Source organism: Heliomarina baculiformis (genome assembly GCF_019966545.1).
GTDB lineage: Bacteria > Pseudomonadota > Alphaproteobacteria > Rhodobacterales > Rhodobacteraceae > Heliomarina > Heliomarina baculiformis.
This window is the reverse complement of the sequence record NZ_JAIMIC010000007.1, coordinates 301019-317619: the sequence shown is the minus strand read 5'-3', so window position 1 is coordinate 317619 and position 16601 is coordinate 301019. Positions and strand designations below refer to the sequence as shown.

The 16601-nt window shown below is 56.4% G+C and carries 16 protein-coding genes; 10 read left to right on the top strand and 6 right to left on the bottom strand.

The genetic code is table 11. The features are described 5' to 3' along the window. Nucleotides 1-103: 103 nt before the first annotated feature. On the bottom strand, nucleotides 104-1777 hold the full coding sequence (gene ctaD, locus MF268_RS17820; RefSeq protein WP_088631806.1) for a cytochrome c oxidase subunit I: 1674 nt from the start codon (nucleotides 1775-1777) through the stop codon (nucleotides 104-106). 224 nt (nucleotides 1778-2001) lie between these two features. On the opposite strand from ctaD, the gene MF268_RS17815 reads away from it, so the two are divergent. Then, nucleotides 2002-2421: an HIT family protein gene (locus MF268_RS17815; RefSeq protein ID WP_238372211.1), complete on the top strand. Its 420-nt coding sequence runs from the start codon at nucleotides 2002-2004 to the stop codon at nucleotides 2419-2421. Here MF268_RS17815 and MF268_RS17810 read toward each other — a convergent pair. Continuing rightward, nucleotides 2418-2888 carry a MerR family transcriptional regulator gene (locus MF268_RS17810; protein ID WP_238372210.1) on the bottom strand — a complete coding sequence of 157 codons (471 nt, stop codon included), beginning with the start codon at nucleotides 2886-2888 and terminating at the stop codon, nucleotides 2418-2420. The genes MF268_RS17815 and MF268_RS17810 overlap by 4 nt on opposite strands. Nucleotides 2889-2958: 70 nt before the next feature. On the opposite strand from MF268_RS17810, the gene MF268_RS17805 reads away from it, so the two are divergent. Next, the gene (locus MF268_RS17805; protein WP_238372209.1) at nucleotides 2959-3885 is read left to right on the top strand and encodes a cation diffusion facilitator family transporter; all 927 of its coding nucleotides are present in this window, start codon (nucleotides 2959-2961) and stop codon (nucleotides 3883-3885) included. 393 nt (nucleotides 3886-4278) lie between these two features. Beyond that, entirely contained in the window at nucleotides 4279-5925 is a 1647-nt protein-coding gene (locus MF268_RS17800; RefSeq protein ID WP_238372208.1) for a bifunctional helix-turn-helix transcriptional regulator/alpha/beta hydrolase, read from the top strand. 15 nt (nucleotides 5926-5940) lie between these two features. Here the strand turns inward: MF268_RS17800 and lipB are convergent, their stop codons facing one another. Next, a complete protein-coding gene (gene lipB / locus MF268_RS17795; protein WP_238372207.1) occupies nucleotides 5941-6603 on the bottom strand; it encodes a lipoyl(octanoyl) transferase LipB in 663 nt (220 codons plus the stop codon). Between the two features lie 423 nt (nucleotides 6604-7026). Further along, the gene (locus MF268_RS17790; protein ID WP_238372206.1) at nucleotides 7027-7941 is read right to left on the bottom strand and encodes a sugar kinase; all 915 of its coding nucleotides are present in this window, start codon (nucleotides 7939-7941) and stop codon (nucleotides 7027-7029) included. 448 nt (nucleotides 7942-8389) lie between these two features. On the opposite strand from MF268_RS17790, the gene MF268_RS25495 reads away from it, so the two are divergent. Continuing rightward, nucleotides 8390-8656: a GntR family transcriptional regulator gene (locus tag MF268_RS25495; protein WP_420485443.1), complete on the top strand. Its 267-nt coding sequence runs from the start codon at nucleotides 8390-8392 to the stop codon at nucleotides 8654-8656. Between the two features lie 112 nt (nucleotides 8657-8768). Here MF268_RS25495 and MF268_RS17785 read toward each other — a convergent pair whose 3' ends face one another. Both MF268_RS17785 and MF268_RS17780 read right to left on the bottom strand, forming a co-directional pair. Beyond that, on the bottom strand, nucleotides 8769-9260 hold the full coding sequence (locus MF268_RS17785) for a FadR/GntR family transcriptional regulator (RefSeq protein ID WP_238372205.1): 492 nt from the start codon (nucleotides 9258-9260) through the stop codon (nucleotides 8769-8771). Next, nucleotides 9257-9973: a FadR/GntR family transcriptional regulator gene (locus tag MF268_RS17780; protein WP_238372204.1), complete on the bottom strand. Its 717-nt coding sequence runs from the start codon at nucleotides 9971-9973 to the stop codon at nucleotides 9257-9259. Before MF268_RS17780 ends, MF268_RS17785 begins: the two co-directional genes overlap by 4 nt. Nucleotides 9974-10225: 252 nt before the next feature. Between MF268_RS17780 and MF268_RS17775 the strand changes: the two genes are divergently transcribed. Genes MF268_RS17775 through MF268_RS17750 form a run of 6 tightly spaced genes read left to right on the top strand, consistent with a single transcriptional unit; the run spans nucleotide 10226 to nucleotide 16590 of the window. After that, nucleotides 10226-11092: a fumarylacetoacetate hydrolase family protein gene (locus MF268_RS17775; RefSeq protein ID WP_238372203.1), complete on the top strand. Its 867-nt coding sequence runs from the start codon at nucleotides 10226-10228 to the stop codon at nucleotides 11090-11092. Next, the gene (locus MF268_RS17770) at nucleotides 11089-11862 is read left to right on the top strand and encodes an alpha/beta fold hydrolase (RefSeq protein ID WP_238372202.1); all 774 of its coding nucleotides are present in this window, start codon (nucleotides 11089-11091) and stop codon (nucleotides 11860-11862) included. The genes MF268_RS17775 and MF268_RS17770 overlap by 4 nt, the downstream gene beginning before the upstream one ends. Before the next feature lie 42 nt (nucleotides 11863-11904). Continuing rightward, nucleotides 11905-13215: a metal-dependent hydrolase family protein gene (locus tag MF268_RS17765; protein WP_238372201.1), complete on the top strand. Its 1311-nt coding sequence runs from the start codon at nucleotides 11905-11907 to the stop codon at nucleotides 13213-13215. Continuing rightward, on the top strand, nucleotides 13212-14264 hold the full coding sequence (locus MF268_RS17760) for a branched-chain amino acid ABC transporter permease (RefSeq protein WP_238372200.1): 1053 nt from the start codon (nucleotides 13212-13214) through the stop codon (nucleotides 14262-14264). Before MF268_RS17765 ends, MF268_RS17760 begins: the two co-directional genes overlap by 4 nt. Continuing rightward, on the top strand, nucleotides 14261-15292 hold the full coding sequence (locus MF268_RS17755) for a branched-chain amino acid ABC transporter permease (RefSeq protein ID WP_238372199.1): 1032 nt from the start codon (nucleotides 14261-14263) through the stop codon (nucleotides 15290-15292). The genes MF268_RS17760 and MF268_RS17755 overlap by 4 nt, the downstream gene beginning before the upstream one ends. 53 nt (nucleotides 15293-15345) lie before the next feature. Then, entirely contained in the window at nucleotides 15346-16590 is a 1245-nt protein-coding gene (locus MF268_RS17750; RefSeq protein WP_238372198.1) for an ABC transporter substrate-binding protein, read from the top strand. Nucleotides 16591-16601 lie beyond the last annotated feature (11 nt).

Genomic DNA, 16601 nt, shown 5'->3' with positions numbered 1-16601 from the left:
GTTCAGTTCTCTTGGCCGATAAAACCTGAACTTTCGATGGCCGAATATGAAAAAAAGCCCCGGCAAATGCCGGGGCTCCTGATTTTTTGTGCGTCCCCAGCGCTTAGTGCGCGTGGTGCTTGTCCCAGTCTTCCTGCTTCGGAAGAATCTCGAACGTATGCTCGGGCGGCGGGCTCGGCAGAGTCCATTCCAGCGTATCCGCATATTCGTTCCACGGGTTGGCTTCGGTCACCTTGGCGCCTGCCCGCAGGCTGTAGATGATGACGCCGAAGAAAAAGAGGAACGACGCGAAGGACAGGAAAGCACCCCAGCTCGACCAAGCGTTCCAGTAGGCAAACGCCTCGGGATAGTCGATATAGCGGCGCGGCATGCCCTGACGGCCAAGGAAGTGCTGCGGGAAGAAAGTCAGGTTGGCACCGATGAACATCGTCCAGAAGTGCACCTTACCTGCCCATTCCGGGTACATGCGTCCGGTCATCTTGGGGAAATAGAAGTAGATACCCGCAAAGATCGCGAACACGGCACCAAGGCTCATAACGTAGTGGAAGTGCGCCACGACATAGTAGGTGTCGTGATAATAACGGTCGACAGCAGCCTGGCTGAGCACGATCCCGGTCACACCGCCAACGGTGAAGAGGAACAGGAAGCCGAACGCCCAGAGCATTGGAGTCTTGAACTCGATGGAACCGCCCCACATGGTGGCAATCCAGCTGAACACCTTGACCCCTGTTGGCACCGCAATGACCATCGTCGCAAGCATGAAATAGGCCTGCTGATGAAGCGACATACCGACAGTGTACATGTGGTGCGCCCAGACAACGAAGCCCAGCGCGCCGATCGCGATCAGAGCCCAGACCATCGGCAGGTAACCGAACACCGGCTTCCGGCTGAACGTTGCGATCACGTGGCTGATGATACCAAATCCGGGAAGGATGATGATGTACACCTCGGGGTGACCGAAGAACCAGAGAATGTGCTGGTACAGAATCGGGTCACCGCCACCGGCCGGATCGAAGAAGGTGAAGCCAAAGTTACGATCCATCAGCAGCATGGTGATCGCGCCCGCCAGAACCGGCAGCGACAGAAGGATCAGCCAAGCCGTTACAAAGATCGACCAGGCGAACAGCGGCACCTTGAACAGGGTCATGCCGGGGGCACGCATGTTCAGGAAGGTGGTGATGATGTTGATCGCACCAAGAATCGAAGACGCACCGGAAAGGTGAACCGCGAAGATGGCGAAGTCCATCGCCATACCGCCTTCACGGACAGAGAGCGGGGGATAAAGCACCCAGCCCACGCCAGCACCAAGCTGATCGTTGCCACCCGGCGACAGAACCGAACAGACCGCAAGGCTTGTACCGGCAACATACATCCAGAAGGAGAGGTTATTCATCCGCGGGAATGCCATGTCCGGCGCGCCGATTTGCAGCGGCATGAAATAGTTGCCGAATCCGCCGAAGAGCGCAGGAATCACCACGAAGAACATCATCAGGATGCCGTGGCCCGTAATCAGAACGTTCCAGAGATGACCGTTCGGCGTACATTCGCGCGCCGCATCACTGAACAGACGTGCGCCTTCGAGACACATGTGCTGAACGCCGGGCTCCAAAAGCTCGAGCCGCATGAAAACGGTAAAGCCTACTGAAATGAAACCAACAATTGCGGCCACTATGAGGTAGAGTACCCCGATGTCCTTGTGGTTTGTGGACATGAACCAGCGCGTGAAAAACCCGCGTGTGTCCTCGTGTTCGTGGCCGTGAATGGCTGCGTCTGCCATCGGGCACCTCCTGGTTAGCTATGGGCTATGGGCGCGCAGCCCTGTTCCGGCCGCTTGCATATTCATGCAGGTTTTAGAATGACCTGACTGGTGCTTCAATGGCGTAAATCGTCCCAGAGTAAGATATATTGACGCGCCCCCTTGATGGGTTTTGCCGCTTGACCCGCTCGTCACGACCAATAGAAACGGGTTGAGACACGTGATTTCTTGCAGGGGAAAACGAGATGGCCGATTATCAGGACGACAATATCTTTGCAAAAATCCTGCGGGACGAGCTGCCGGCGACACGCGTTTTCGAAGATGACGACACGCTTGTTTTCATGGATATCATACCAAGGGCTGATGGTCATTGTCTTGTCATACCAAAGACCCCCTGCCGGAATGTTCTCGACGCCAGCCCTGAACAACTGGCCAGCGTTATGAACACCGTTCAAAAAGTCAGCAAGGCCGTGATGAAGGGATTGGATGCCGAAGGCGTGACCATTCAGCAGTTCAATGAGGCGCCCGGCGGACAGGAAGTATTTCATCTCCACTTTCATATCCTGCCCCGCCGTCAGGGCGACGTACTGCGTCCTCCGGGCCAGATGGGAGATCTGGATCAGATTGCGGCGGTTGCAGACAAGATCCGCAAGGCTCTGGACTAGCCCGTCTTTCTGGGCAGATTTCTTCCGACCGGGTAGCTCCTGTGCGCATGCTCGCATGAACCGTGATCCGAGAAGCCGTTTAGGACGGCACATTCCCCCGCATGCTCCGCTTCGAGATGAGGATGCGTGCATGCATTCGAAATCCGCTCAAGTTCCGCCTCCAGCTTCTGCAGCTCTTCAATACGCTCACGCAGAAGATCGCGCTGGCGCAATGCGATTTCATGGGCCTTTGAAAGCGCCGGTCCACTCTGTTCCTGCAAGGAAATCAATTCAGATACATCTTCCAGCGGCAAACCCAGCTGACGGGTATGCCTGATGAACTTCAGCAGCTTCAGTGTATGTTCATCATAGCGCCGCTGGTTGCCGGATGAACGCTCGGGCTGCGGGAGAAGACCCCGATCTTCGTAATATCTGATCGTCGGAACCTTCACCCCTGTTCGGCGGGAAAGCTGGCCTATCGAAAACATTCGGATCACCTCTTGAACCTCTAGTTACTAGAGCAATTACCTTGAGCCTGCACAAGTACCAGGACCCGAAATGCCACACGATCATTCTGACCATCACCATCACCACCACCACATCGATCCCGATGCTGGCGACGCCAAGGTCGCTTGGGCCATCGCGGTAAACATGCTTCTGACGCTTGCTCAGGTAGTTGGCGGGATACTTTCCGGCTCCCTCGCGCTGATTGCCGACGCATTGCACAACTTCTCGGATGCGATCTCGCTCATCATCGCATTCGTGGCCCGCAAGATTGCGCGCCGTCCGGCAGACACGAATATGAGCTTTGGCTACGGACGCGCCGAAGTCGTGGCCGCTCTCATCAATTATACAACGCTTGTCGTTATTGCACTCTACCTCGGGTACGAGGGGGTCATGCGTGCGTTGGATCCGCAGCCCATTGCTGGTTGGATGGTCGTCTCGATTGCATCCATTGCACTTGTCATCGATCTGGTGACCGCTGCGCTAACCTACAGATTGTCAAAGGAAAGCATGAACATCAGAGCGGCTTTCCTCCATAACCTTGCGGATGCTCTCGGCTCGGTCGCCGTCATCATCGCCGGTTTTGCTGTTATCGTGTTGGGCTGGGACTGGGTTGACCCCGTTGTAACGCTGATGATCGCGGGATACATCCTGTGGCATGTCTACGCGGAAATCGGTGGTGTCATCAGGGTGCTGATGCTGGGTAGCCCGCCCGGCATCCATACTGAAGAAGTTATTGAAGCAATTTTGAAGACGCCCGGCGTCGAAGGTATCCATCACCTGCATCTCTGGCAGATGGAGGAGTCAGAAACCGCGCTTCAAGCCCATGTGCTCATCGCCGAGTCCGATCTGATCAAGCAAACACGGATCAAGCAGGACATCAAGCAACTCTTGCTCGACACGTTTAGTATCAGTCATACGACTCTTGAGTTCGAATACGGTGACCTGATCTGCGAGAATCCGAAACTCATCGGTCACTAAGACACTTCGGAAGTTGACATCTCCATACTTTGACACAAGTTCTCAGTAACATAGAAAGCTAAAAACCGCTCCGGTTACCCGGAGCGGTAGAAGGTATTGAAATGGGTACGGGCGGAAAAATAGCCCTGAAATTGTCACTGAAATGATCGCCACTCACGAAAGGAACGATAAAATATTGTTAACCTGACGGCATATTTTTGCCATGACCCAAATGGGTCAAAAGCCGTTTACCAAAGTTGTTTCGAACAAGTTTAAGCCGCAGCCCGCAACTCATAGGGATATTGCATCATTCGGGACTCACCCAAAAGTTACCAATCAGAGGCCACGACGCGGGAACGAGTCGTCGCTGCGATCTATGAGTCTGTCATAAGGCCGGACTTTTATGATTCGTTCATGGATGCTTGGGGAGACCATATTCAGGCGGTGCTTGAGGATCAGGAAGCACTCAAGGACGGCAGTGAACCACCAAGCACGATCGACCTGGACGTTGATCCGGAACTCGAAGCGCACTTCGCCCGCGCTTACAATATTCTCGAACAGCTTGGCCGGGTCGCGCCCCCCAAGGCAAATGTCAGTGATCAAGTTGCCGCGTCTCCAGTTTTCTCCCTCCTTTTCGATTCAGAAGGCAAGTCGGTGGCGGCGAGTCATGTTGCAAAGCAGCTGCTGGGCCGGGCCATTGAACTGGACGATATGCTCGCCGAGCTGACCCCTGTTTCCGTGGAACTTGTGCAACAACTTTTCGCATCGGCGCGACTGAAGCGCGCCGCAGTTCCTCCCGTTGTTCTTTCGAGCGCATTGACACCGCGGCATCTCATGGCGCGTATCGTGCCCGTTCCGACCGAGCACGGCACACCCACTTTGCTTGTTGCAATCGAGGGCCTCGAATTTCAGTGGAGCGACTCTGCTGGCGACATGCTTGTCAGTTCCTTTGGCCTATCCCGGGCAGAAGTGGAACTTGTCAGAAATCTCTTGGGCGGCAACAACCTAAAGCAGATCGCCGAACAAACCGGCAGGTCCGAACACACGGTTCGCAATCAAGCCAAATCCGTCCTTTCAAAGACCGGGGCTCCCAGTCAGGTGGATCTCATTCGCCTTGTCGTCTTCCTGATCAATACGAACGACGCTCAGGTAAAGAACAGAAGCATCAACATTGATCTGCCCTTCGAACTCCTGGAGATGGAATCCACCGGCATGACGATGCAGCTCTTCCGGATCGGAAGCAGCTCTGCTCGCCCGGTGATCTTCTTTCACGGCATGATAGACGGACCAGCCCCGCTCAAACGGCATGCGGCGGAATTCATGGACCGGAACTTTCAGGTTCTAATGCCGGTGCGCGCGGGTTTCGGAAAATCGACGCCCGTTGATCGTATCGATCAGGCCGTCGATATCGCCTACCTTCATACCAAGGAACTCATCGAAAAGTTCGAACTCGACCGGCCCGTCATTATGAGCCACTTGGGTGGCAGTCTATATGCACATACTGTTGCCACTCGGCTGGGCGACCTCGTTGCCGGCACGCTAAGCGTTTCCGGCAATGCTCCCATCACTCGTCTGAGCCAGTTCCGTAGCATGCCGCCAAGGCAGCGCGTCGTCGCCTACACCGCACGTTTTGCCCCCGCCTTACTGCCGACCGTCCTGCGTGCAGGTATTGCGCAAATCGACGGGAAAGAGGTGACAGAATTCATGAACTCCCTTTTTGCCCCCGGCACATGGGACAACGGTATTATTAAAAAATACCAACTTGCCGACCTGCTGCAATCTGGCTTTAGGTTCACAGTTGAACAGGGACAGGCCGGTTTTGAAACCGACAGCTATTTTGTCGTTCGGGACTGGGGCGGCCAGCTCGGTAAAAATAAGACCCGCAGCATCTTCCTGAATGGCGAAATCGACCCCGTAGTATCCGCACAAAGCGTGGTTGATACCATGAAAGGACGGGAAAACGTCGAGGTTCGTATCGTTCCCGGCGCCGGGCAGCTCATGTTTTACGATCAGCCTAATCTTGTGCTCGACGTACTAGACGAGCTTTTCGACGGCCGCTGACTATTCAGCGTCGCGTCAAACCTCGGCGTTATGAGTTTCAAAAACTTCCTTGAAACACCGCATAAGCGCAACATCGAGATCCTCCATCGTCACTGGCATACCCAGATCAACGAGACTGGTAACCCCGTGCTCTGCGATTCCACAGGGCACGATCCCCGAGAAATGCGAAAGATCGGGGTCTACATTGATCGAGATGCCATGGAAACTGACCCATTTCCTTAAGCGTATCCCGATGGCCGCAATCTTGTCTTCCTGCACCAATCCATCGAAACCCTTAGGCCTGTCGGGCCTTTCGACCCATACGCCAACACGTCCTTCACGGATATGCCCTGTAATATTGAACTCCTGAAGGGCCCGGATAACCCAGTCCTCGAGTTGCTGAACAAATCGCCGTACATCCCGGCCGCGCCGTCCGACATCGAGCATCACGTAAATTACGCGCTGGCCGGGTCCGTGATATGTGTATTGCCCGCCGCGTCGCGTCGGAATCACAGGAAAACGGTCCGGCTCCTTGAGATCCTTCGGGTTCGCACTTGTTCCTGCTGTGTAGAGCGGCGGATGCTCAAGCAGCCAGATACACTCCCCAGCGGTACCCGAGGCGATGGCACCCGCCCGCGCCTCCATAAAGTCCAGCGCGTCCTGATAAGGGACAAGCTCTTCTGAGATGATCCATTCCATCGCTAGAATGTATACTGAGGGAATGATCGCGAAAAGAGCAGTTCGCTGTTCGAGAACGATCTCACGCGCTGGAAAAAATCATGGTCACAACGTGCAGCCTGAGCTGTGCGGAGTTGCTCGATCACAGTTTACTAACTAGCAAATTGATCCACGTAATCTCCGCCCAGACCAACCCTCTCATAGTGCTCTCGACTCACGTCGATCTTGGAAAAGACGTTTTCATAGCCAATCGTCTTCCCAAACGGATCAGCATAGTTGTCGGTCACATCAAGCACCGCGGTCTCGATCCCACGCGTTGAGGTAGCAAAAAGCTTGGACCTCTTCGCGTGTTACGCCGGTCGCGTTTACGGACCAGCCCTATTGAACAAAGGTCGCTGCGACTCCAATGCCGCGAGAACCGCCGATAACGACTACCAACTTCATTCAGCACTCCGATAAAAATTCAAGCACGGCCTCTCGACGCGGCATGGGCACGACGGCCCCATAACCCTGTGTCGACAAAGCTGCAGCGGCATTGGCATAGTTTGCAGCTTCGAAAGGGTCGTCGCCTGCAAGAATGCGGGCAAGGAATGCGCCGTCAAACGTATCACCCGCCGCCGTGGCGTCGACCGCCTTTACCCGACGACCGATGATACGGCGCCGTTCTTCTGTGGTCGCAACAAGAGTGCCCTCCTCGCCAAGAGTCAGGGCAACGGTTTCCGCACCGAGATCAAGGTAGAAATCCGTAATCGCGTCAGGGTCATCCAGTCCTGTCAGCTGCCGCGCATCATCAAGACCGGGCAATGCTATATCGCACATCGCCATAGCTGCATGGGTAACTGCCCGCGCGCGGGCAATCGGCCAGAGCTTGAGCCGCAGGTTGTTATCGTAGGACACCCTCCCCCCTGCAGATCTCACGATATCGATCGCTTCGAAAACCGCGTCCGCCGCCGTCTGCGAAATCGCCTGACTAATACCCGAGACATGCAGGATCTTTGCCGATTTGAGAGCAGAAACAGGTAAGTCCGCTGGTCCCATACGGGAACTGGCAGAGCCCTCACGGAAATAACTGAACTGATGTCCGTCGGGGCCGTGGGTCACGAAATAGACACCTGTATGCGCATCTTTAACCTGCCGAACCGTCTTGGTGTCGACTCCCTCTTCGGCCCACAGATTTATGAAACTGTCCCCAAAGGTATCCGCACCGACATGGGTCACATAACCGACGCTGGCGCCTTGTCGGGCAGCAGCGATGGCACAGTTGGATGTGTCACCGCCATGTCCAGGCAGATAGGTGCCATCTTGCCGTTGGTTGAACTCCAGCAGCGGCTCTCCGAGACATAGTAGTTCTGGTGCCATATCGCCTTCTCTATGGTTAGCCACGCCCGAAAAGCGAAGCGCGGGTTCGTTTCTACTAATGGCGCAGGGCTGGTCTGCGATCGGAGTTTACGGATGCTGAACCTGCGATTGCCAACGCACGCGACAGCTGAATCAGCTCTAAGCTACCGGATGAGATACGCCAGTATTTCTCAAGACCTTTCTTCGTGGATCCCGTTTCGATGATCAGCCGGCCTGCTCCGCCTCGCGCTCATCTATCTCTCGCGCCGTCTCCAGCACCGCTTCGGCATGCCCGATGGGTACAAGAACACAGCCATCGATATCCCCCACAATCAGATCACCGGGGCGCAAAATACGCTTGAGTCCACTTTTCGAACATCGGGCATTTTGTATGCCGTCAGGTGTGGACCAAAGTCTCGGAGAGAAGACCCGTATGAGATCCATTTCGCGCCTTAAATCTTAGAAAGAAATGGTCTCCGAAGCCCTACGGAACTTGATCATCTCGGATGACTTGGACCTCGGAAGCCAACTTTCCGAAGCGCGAATCGCCTCGAAACTTCAGGTCAGTTGCCCGCCTGTACGCAAAGCGATAAACCGTCGCGAGATGGAAGGCCTGCTTGTTTTCGAACCGCAGCTCGGCAGCTTTGTTTTTTTTCCGTCGATCCAAAGGAACTTTCCAAACTCTGCGACGCGCAGCGCTCCTTGGAATCCGCCGCCGTTGCCAACGAAATGTTGATAAAGCACTCTCAATCCTGACGGCAAATATCGGTCAGAACGAAGCTTCGTAATGGAAAGTGGCCACCGGCGACCCGACGTGACCAGCCTGTAACGGTTATCTTGCTCTGCTGTCAGAACAAGTTTCGGCTGATCGTTCTGATATGTCGGCGCATCTCACTCGCAGCGCGCGCAGGATCACGGGATTCGATTGCGGCGTAGATGGCAGCATGTTCATCGCAATAGATTATGCGCTGCTCGGGATCAAAGGTACGGCGTTTGATTTCGACCCAGTTTTCCCGCATCCGGATCGCGTTCAGAATATCGTGCAATGTCGTCAGGAAATCATTCCGGGTGCTTTCGAAAATGCGTTTATGGAACTCCCCGTCCCATGCCTCGAAGGTCCCGGATTCCATCGACGCTACCGCCAGATCATGCGCGTTTCGTATCGCCACAAGGTCGGCGGGCCGAGCGTTGGCTGCCGATACAGCGGCAGCCTTTGGCTCGACGATCATACGTACTTCCATGATGTCGCGAGGGCTTGTCCCGGCAATCCGCCGAAGGACGCTCATTAACTCCTGATCGTCATCATGTTCCGGAAGGACCGCGATCTCCGGCCCGTTCATAGAACCTGTCCAATCGGCATGTGGTCGGGTGTATCGCCACCAAAAATGTTCCGGCTGCGCACAGCCAGATGCAGCTTCATGGCCTCTGCCGCTGCTTCGGGATTTCTGGCTTTAAGCGCATCAAGGATCGACCGATGCTGCGCAATACTCTCGATTCTCCGCGCTTCGCTGAACCCATTCTTGCGAATTGCCGCCACGGTCGACCGCCGCCGAACGATACACGAAATTTCGTTCAGGTTCCTGAGCAGCTCATTCCGTGTAGCTGCAAAGATGGCTTCGTGAAACGCCATGTCCAATTTCTCGAACTTCTCCCGATCCTCCATCTCGATCGACTTCTGATGTATCTCTTCCATCGCCTCGAGCTCGTTGTCGGAACCCATCGTCGCGGCACTGGCCGCAGCCTGAGGTTCGATTATCAGACGCATATTCATGATATCGAAGGGACTGATTTCATTGAGACTGCGGATGATATCAGACAGATCGCTGCTACCCAGTACGGCTGTTTCGTTGATGACGGTGCTCCGGCCGACATGCCGCGTCAGTATGCCTTGTTCGGAAAGCTCGGAGATCGCCCGGCGCACCGTATTCCGCGCAACTCCATACTCCTGAGCCAGCTCTCTCTCGTTCGGTAATTTCTGATCTGCACCCCACTCTGCCTCTGCGATACGCGCCCGCAGCGACTGGGTAATATCTTTGGACTTCACACGCGACATTCAGGTCCTCTTCTAGGTTCTGAACCAATGGCGTGTCCGGCTCAGATTCTGGAACTTTTCAAGGCTGATAACATTCTGGCCAACAACAGGAACAGGGACTGTCCTGACCGAAAAAGCGGAAATCGTTGCAGTCGAGTTTAAAAACTTCCTGATCCAATACTTACTAAATTTCACCAAGGCAACAAAATAGGGTTTACAGATCAAAAATATTGAACCAATAAATGGATCGGTTCACTTTGGGAGGAGTGCCGGATGAAACTCGCCACATTTGAAATTCAATCTGAAAGGCGGGTTGGGCTTGTTGATCCTGATGGCAGTACAGTGCGCCCGTTCGACCTCACCCTTGAGGAAGCCGCGCAAGGTGTGGCTGTTCTCATCGGTAGGAGCGAGATGCCCCGGCAGATGGAGCCAATCCCATTAAGCCAGGTGAAACTTTGCGCTCCTATCCCGCGTCCATCACGCAACATCTTCTGCGTCGGCAAGAACTACCACGCGCATGCAGAGGAATTCGCCAACAGCGGTTTCGACTCAAGCGCCGCCAATTCTGTGGTCCCAAAAGACCCGATTATCTTCTCCAAGGTGCCGGAAACAGTTGTCGGACCGGGTGCCGAGGTGCGGCTTGACCCAAACGTATCTACCTCCATCGACTACGAGGCCGAACTTGGCGTGATCATTGGCAAAGGCGGGCGCGGCATTTCCGCTAATGAGGCGATGGACCACGTTTGGGGCTATACCATCATCAACGATGTCACCGCCCGCGATCTGCAGGGCAAATACAGTCAATGGCTGATCGGTAAATCTCAGGACACGTTCTGCCCGATGGGACCGTGGGTCGTGACGGCAGATGAGGTCGATCTCGACTCCATGCGGGTACGATGCGCCATCAACGGCGAAATGCGACAGGACGCCTCCGTCAGGGATCTCATTTTCGACATCCCGACACTGATTGAAACCATCTCTGCTGGCGCGAGCCTGAAACCGGGCGATGTGATCGCGACCGGAACACCCGAAGGCGTGGGCATCGGCTTCAAACCACCGAAATATCTCGTGGACGGAGACCTCATGCGGGTCGAAATTGACCAGATCGGCTATCTCGAAAACCCGGTACGGGCATCATGAACAACCGCTTCACCCTTGTTTCGGACGATGCTGGTGACGGGGATCCAGTCGTGATGATTCATGGGTTGGGCGGATCGTCGAACACATTCGAAGCTCTGATGCCTGAGCTGACAACATACCGCTGCGTCAGACCGGACATGCCGGGGGCTGCTCGAACCGGGCTTCCGCACGCCCGGCTGACCCTCGATGTGATTGTCGATCTCGTAGCCGACTGGATTCAAGCCACCGGCTTGGAACGCTGCCACCTGCTTGGACATTCCATGGGAACGCTCGTCTGTCAGAAACTGGCCGAAACCCGTTCTGAACTGGTCGCCTCGATGGTGCTCTTCGGCGCGTTGACGGAACCGCCGGATGCGGCCCGCAAAGGGCTGCTCGACCGGGCCGCTGGCGTTCGGAAAAATGGGATGGATGGGATCGCCGACCAGATTTCAAAAGCGACGCTGGCGCCCGAGACCCACCGCAATAACCCGGTCGCCGCTGCATTCGTGCGTGAATCCCTGATGCGGCAGCCGCCCGAGGGATATGCACAGAACTGCGAGGCCCTCTCCGGCGCGAAAGCAGCACTCTGGCCCAAGATCAAAACGCCGGTTCTGCTGATTACCGGAGAACATGATCCGGTCGCTCCGGTCAGCATGGCCCGGTTGCTTAACGAAAATATCGAGGGCTCCGAAATTCGCATCGTACCAGGATGCGGCCACTGGACCCCGATTGAACGGCCAACTGATTGTGCGAACGCAACGCGAGAGTTCCTGCAACGTCACAGGATCTGACGCGCGCGACACAAGGGAGGCGGCCAGTTTTGGGAGGAACACATGGCTGAAACGGATTGGAACGGAAACAGCGAGATTGTTTTCACGAATGTGCGCGTGCTCGATGCGACGGGCGAAAATCCTTATACCGGCGAGGTCGTCGTAAAAGGTAACCGTATCTCGCGCATTTCCCGAGGCGGCGCCCGGTTTGGCGGTTCTTCCTACGGGGGTGCCAAGGTAATCGACGGGATGGGCGCGACGCTGATGCCCGGCATGATCGATGCACATCTTCACCTGAGCTGGAACAACGCGCCGGGCATCGACCCGATCCAGATGATGGAACTGGAAGAACACATGCTGGTCACCATGGAAATGGCCAAGCTCGTTCTCGATGCTGGTTTCACCGCAGGCAGGGGGGCAGCCGCTGCAAAACCGAGGCTCGATGTCGTGGCCAAACGCTTTATCAATGAAGGCCGTTTTCCCGGGCCACGCTATCTGTCGGCGGGCCCCGAGATCACCACAGTCGGCGGCCTCGGCGATGCCGCGCCAAGCCACATTCCGCACGAAGGATTAAACCTTGGACTGGTTGTCTCAGGTCCGGAGGAAGTTCGCCGGACCGTCCGGACGCTGATCAAATATGGTGTCGACAGCATCAAGCTGAACCTCAGCGGTGAAGCGATCACCGGAATGGGCGCTGAAGAAACGCCCATGTCCGAGGAGGAAGTCGCAATGGCCGTGCAGGAAGCCCGCTGTCGCCACAAGACACTATCGGCCCATGCCCGTTCCTCGGGGTCAGTCAAGCAATGCATCCGCCACGGGATCACGAACATCTACCATGCCTCCTTCGCCGACGAGGAAAGCCTCGACATGCTCGAAGCGGCCAAGGACAGGCACTTTGTCGCGCCGGGCATCGCATGGCTGATCAATACCGCACGCTATGCCGAAGAATGGGGGATCAAACCCGGATCGCCGATCGCGATGGAATACGAACGCGAATTGGAGATGTGCATCGATACGATGAAAAAGATGCACCGCCGCGGCATCCGCATCTGCATCGGCGGGGATTACGGCTTTGCCTGGACCCCCCAGGGCACCAACGCCAAGGACATCGAGACCTTCGTCGATATGCTGGGCTTCAGTCCCATGGAAGCGATTCAGGCCGGCACCAAGTATGGCGGCCAGATCATGCAGATGGGAGATGAGCTTGGCTTGATCAAGGAAGGCTACCTTGCCGATCTCATCCTCATCGACGGAGATCCAATTTCCGACGTCCGCATCCTTCAGGATCAGAAACGCATCCTTGCGATTATGAAAGACGGCAAGTTTCACAAGGCGCCTCAGGCACAGGAACAAAGGCGTCGACTGATCGCATGAGCGAAACCAGTAATCTCCGCGACGAGCTGTCCAGCCCGCCGAAGGGGCCAACCCGGAAGCAGATCTGGGTCGGTTTCGGCGTCCTTGTCGGACTGGTGCTCATATGGATGATCGTCGCCCAATGGCCGGATTGGCTTGACGCAATACTGATCTCTAAAAAGGCCTTTCTCAGCGCGATCCTCAACGGGCTGACGCTGGCGGGTCTCTACTTTCTCGTCGCGAGCGGCTTTACCCTGATCTTCGGGCTAATGCGCAACGTGAACCTCGCACATGGCTCTCTCTACCTTCTTGGCGCCTATGTCGGGTATGAAATCGCGACGCGTACAGGCAACTGGTTTATCGGAGTCGGCGGCGCCTTTATCGCCATCGCCCTCGTGGGTCTGATCATGCAGATACTGGTCTTTCGCCGTCTCGAAGGCGACGATCTGCGCCAGACACTGGTCAGCATCGGCATTTCCATCGTGGCAGCCGATCTCATGCTGGCCGTTTGGTCTGGCGGCACCTATCAAATTCTGACGCCCGAATGGATCAGCGGTGCGATCAAACTGCCGGTTGTCACGGCAGAGCGGTCGAACGGCACCCTCGTGTTTCTTAAGTACCCCCTGTATCGGTTGATCGTCCTCGGCGTGGCTGTGGCAATCGGCGTGGCGCTTTGGCTGACTCTTAACAAGACCCGCATCGGCATGATGATCCGCGCCGGTGTCGATGACCGCGAGATGCTCTCGGCCTCGGGCGTGAACGTCCACTATGTCTTTGCAGGCGTTTTCGCACTTGGCGCCGGACTGGCGGGGCTGGCGGGTGTTATCGGCGGATCTGCTCTCTCTGTCGCGCCCGGCGAAGACATCCGTTACCTGCTGGCAAGCCTTGTAGTCGTCATCGTCGGCGGCATGGGATCTATCACCGGCGCCGCGATTGGCGCGCTGCTCATCGGGCTCGCGGAACAGATCGGCCTCGTCTATTTCCCGACATACGGCGTCGTCCTGACCTTCGTGATCATGGTCGTTACACTGGCAATCCGCCCCGAAGGAATTATGGGGAAACGGCTGTGAGTTTGATCGAAACCCTTCGCGATGAAAACCAGTCCGGGCCCGCTTTTATCCGGCATATCGGCGCGGGCAACATCATTCTGGCCGTCCTTTTGATCCTATACCCGGCCGTCGCCTCTGACTTTTTCCTGACCCAGATCGGCGGTTATACCCTGATTTTCGGGATGATCGCGCTCTCGCTGATGCTGCTGGCGGGATATGGCGGCATGGTCAGCCTCGCGCAGATCACGGTTGTCGGGGTCGCCGGGTACAGCGTCGCGATTTTCGGTGAAAACAGTTCTGACGTGATGGGTTTTGGCTGGCCATGGTGGATCTATGTTCCAGTCGCGGTTCTTTTCGCAGCCACAGCGTCTGCCCTGATCGGGCTGATCGCCGTGAGAACCGAGGGCATCTATACGATCATGATCACCCTCGCCGTTGCCACGGCGGCTTTCTACTTTGCCCAGCAAAACTATACTCTATTCAACGGCTTTCCGGGCTACGCGGGTCTGCGCGCCCCCGAGGTATTCGGCGTCAACTGGCGCGATCCATTGCCCTTCTATTACCTCTGCCTTGGCACGGCTTCGCTCTGCTACGCGGCAGTTCTCTATGGCGCTCAATCGACCTTTGGTCTCACGCTTCAGGCGACTCGCGACAACCAGCGCAGGATGCGCGCCATCGGCTATAACACGACAGCGCACAAGGTCTTTGCCTGGTTTCTCTCCGGCGCGATTGCTGGGTTAGCCGGAGTGTTGCTCGTCTGGTTCCAGGGTCGTATCAGCCCCGGCACCATCGGGGTCGGCGCGGCGGTCAATGTTCTCATCATCGCCGTCATCGGGGGATTGCGACATCCCATCGGGCCGTTCCTCGGCGCGATCCTTGTCGTTATGATGCAGACCTTTGCCATCGATATCGTGGGTGCGGAACGCTTCAACACCCTGATCGGCCTCGTTTTCCTGGGCGTGGTCTTGTTATCGCCTGACGGCATGCTCGGCCTCTGGGAGAAGGCGAAACCCTATTTGAAACAGAACTCATTACGACCGGACCCCTGAGGAGAGGGTTCCGGAAAGACGATCCAATTCAAACTTCCAGGGAGGAAAAAGACATGAGGATCACAAAACGCAACCTGCTCGCGCTGACGCTGTCCACGGCGCTCACGCTTCCGGGCATCGCGCTTGCACAAGATGGCGCGATCAAGATCGGCTTGCTGGCCACCTTCGAAGGCGCGTTTACCGTGCTCGGCGAAGACGGCGAACGCGGCGCGATGACCGCCGTCAACGAATTCGGCGGTGAAGTTGCCGGACATGAGATCGAGATCATTCGCGGCTCTTCGGATGCCTCTCCCGATAGCGCGGTGCGCGCTGCACGAAAGCTGGTCGAACAAGACGGCGTAAAGGTGCTCGTCGGGCCTCTTTCCGGGGACGAAGGCATTGCCGTCAAGGACTACGCCAAGACGCAACCCGATGTGACCTTCATCAACGGGTCGTCCGCCGCGCAGGACACGACGTTCCGGGATCCGGCCGACAACTTCTTCCGCTTCTCGACAGATGGCGCGCAGTGGATGGCCGGCTTGGGCACCTATGTCTATAATGAAAAGGGCTACCAGTCCGTCGCAACCGTAGCCGAGGATTACTCCTTCCCTTACACGCAGGTCTTTGGCTTTATGGCTGAATTCTGCAATGCAGGCGGCACCGTTCCCTCCAAGTCGTGGGTGCCAATCGGGAACAAGGACTACTCGTCGGTCATTGCCGCTATCCCTGATGATGTAGATGCGATCTATGTCGCGCTGGGCGGTGCCGATGCGGTGAACTTCCTCAGCCAGTACCAGCAGGCCGGGGGCGAGGCTCCGCTAATCGGCGGGTCCATTACGGTTGACCAGACTGTGCTGACCTCCGAAGGACGCCTGCGTGATATCCTGATCGGAACGCCGGCGGCCGGTCCCACAGCCGATACCAATGACAGCGAAGCGTGGCTTTCCTTCGTCGAAGAGTACAAGAAAACTGATGGCGCGTTCCCGTCGCCCTCGCTCTTTGCGCATGGGTACTACATCGGGATGAAAGCAGCCCTGCTGGCGCTTGAGGAAACGGGCGGTGATCTCTCCGACCCGACAGCCTACCGCGAAGCCCTTGCCAATCTCGAATTCGAGACCCCGACCGGCAAGGTCTCACTCGATGAAAATCGCAACGCGATTGCCGACATCTACCTGACCGAAGTGGTCGAGGGACCGGATGGCAACCTCGTGAACAAGCTCATCCAGACCACGCCGCAGGTCAATCAGACCCTCGGCATCGACAAGGAAGAGTTCAGGGCGCTCGGCGCGGTCAGCCGCGAAAACCCAAGCTGCCCCTGATGTTTCGGACT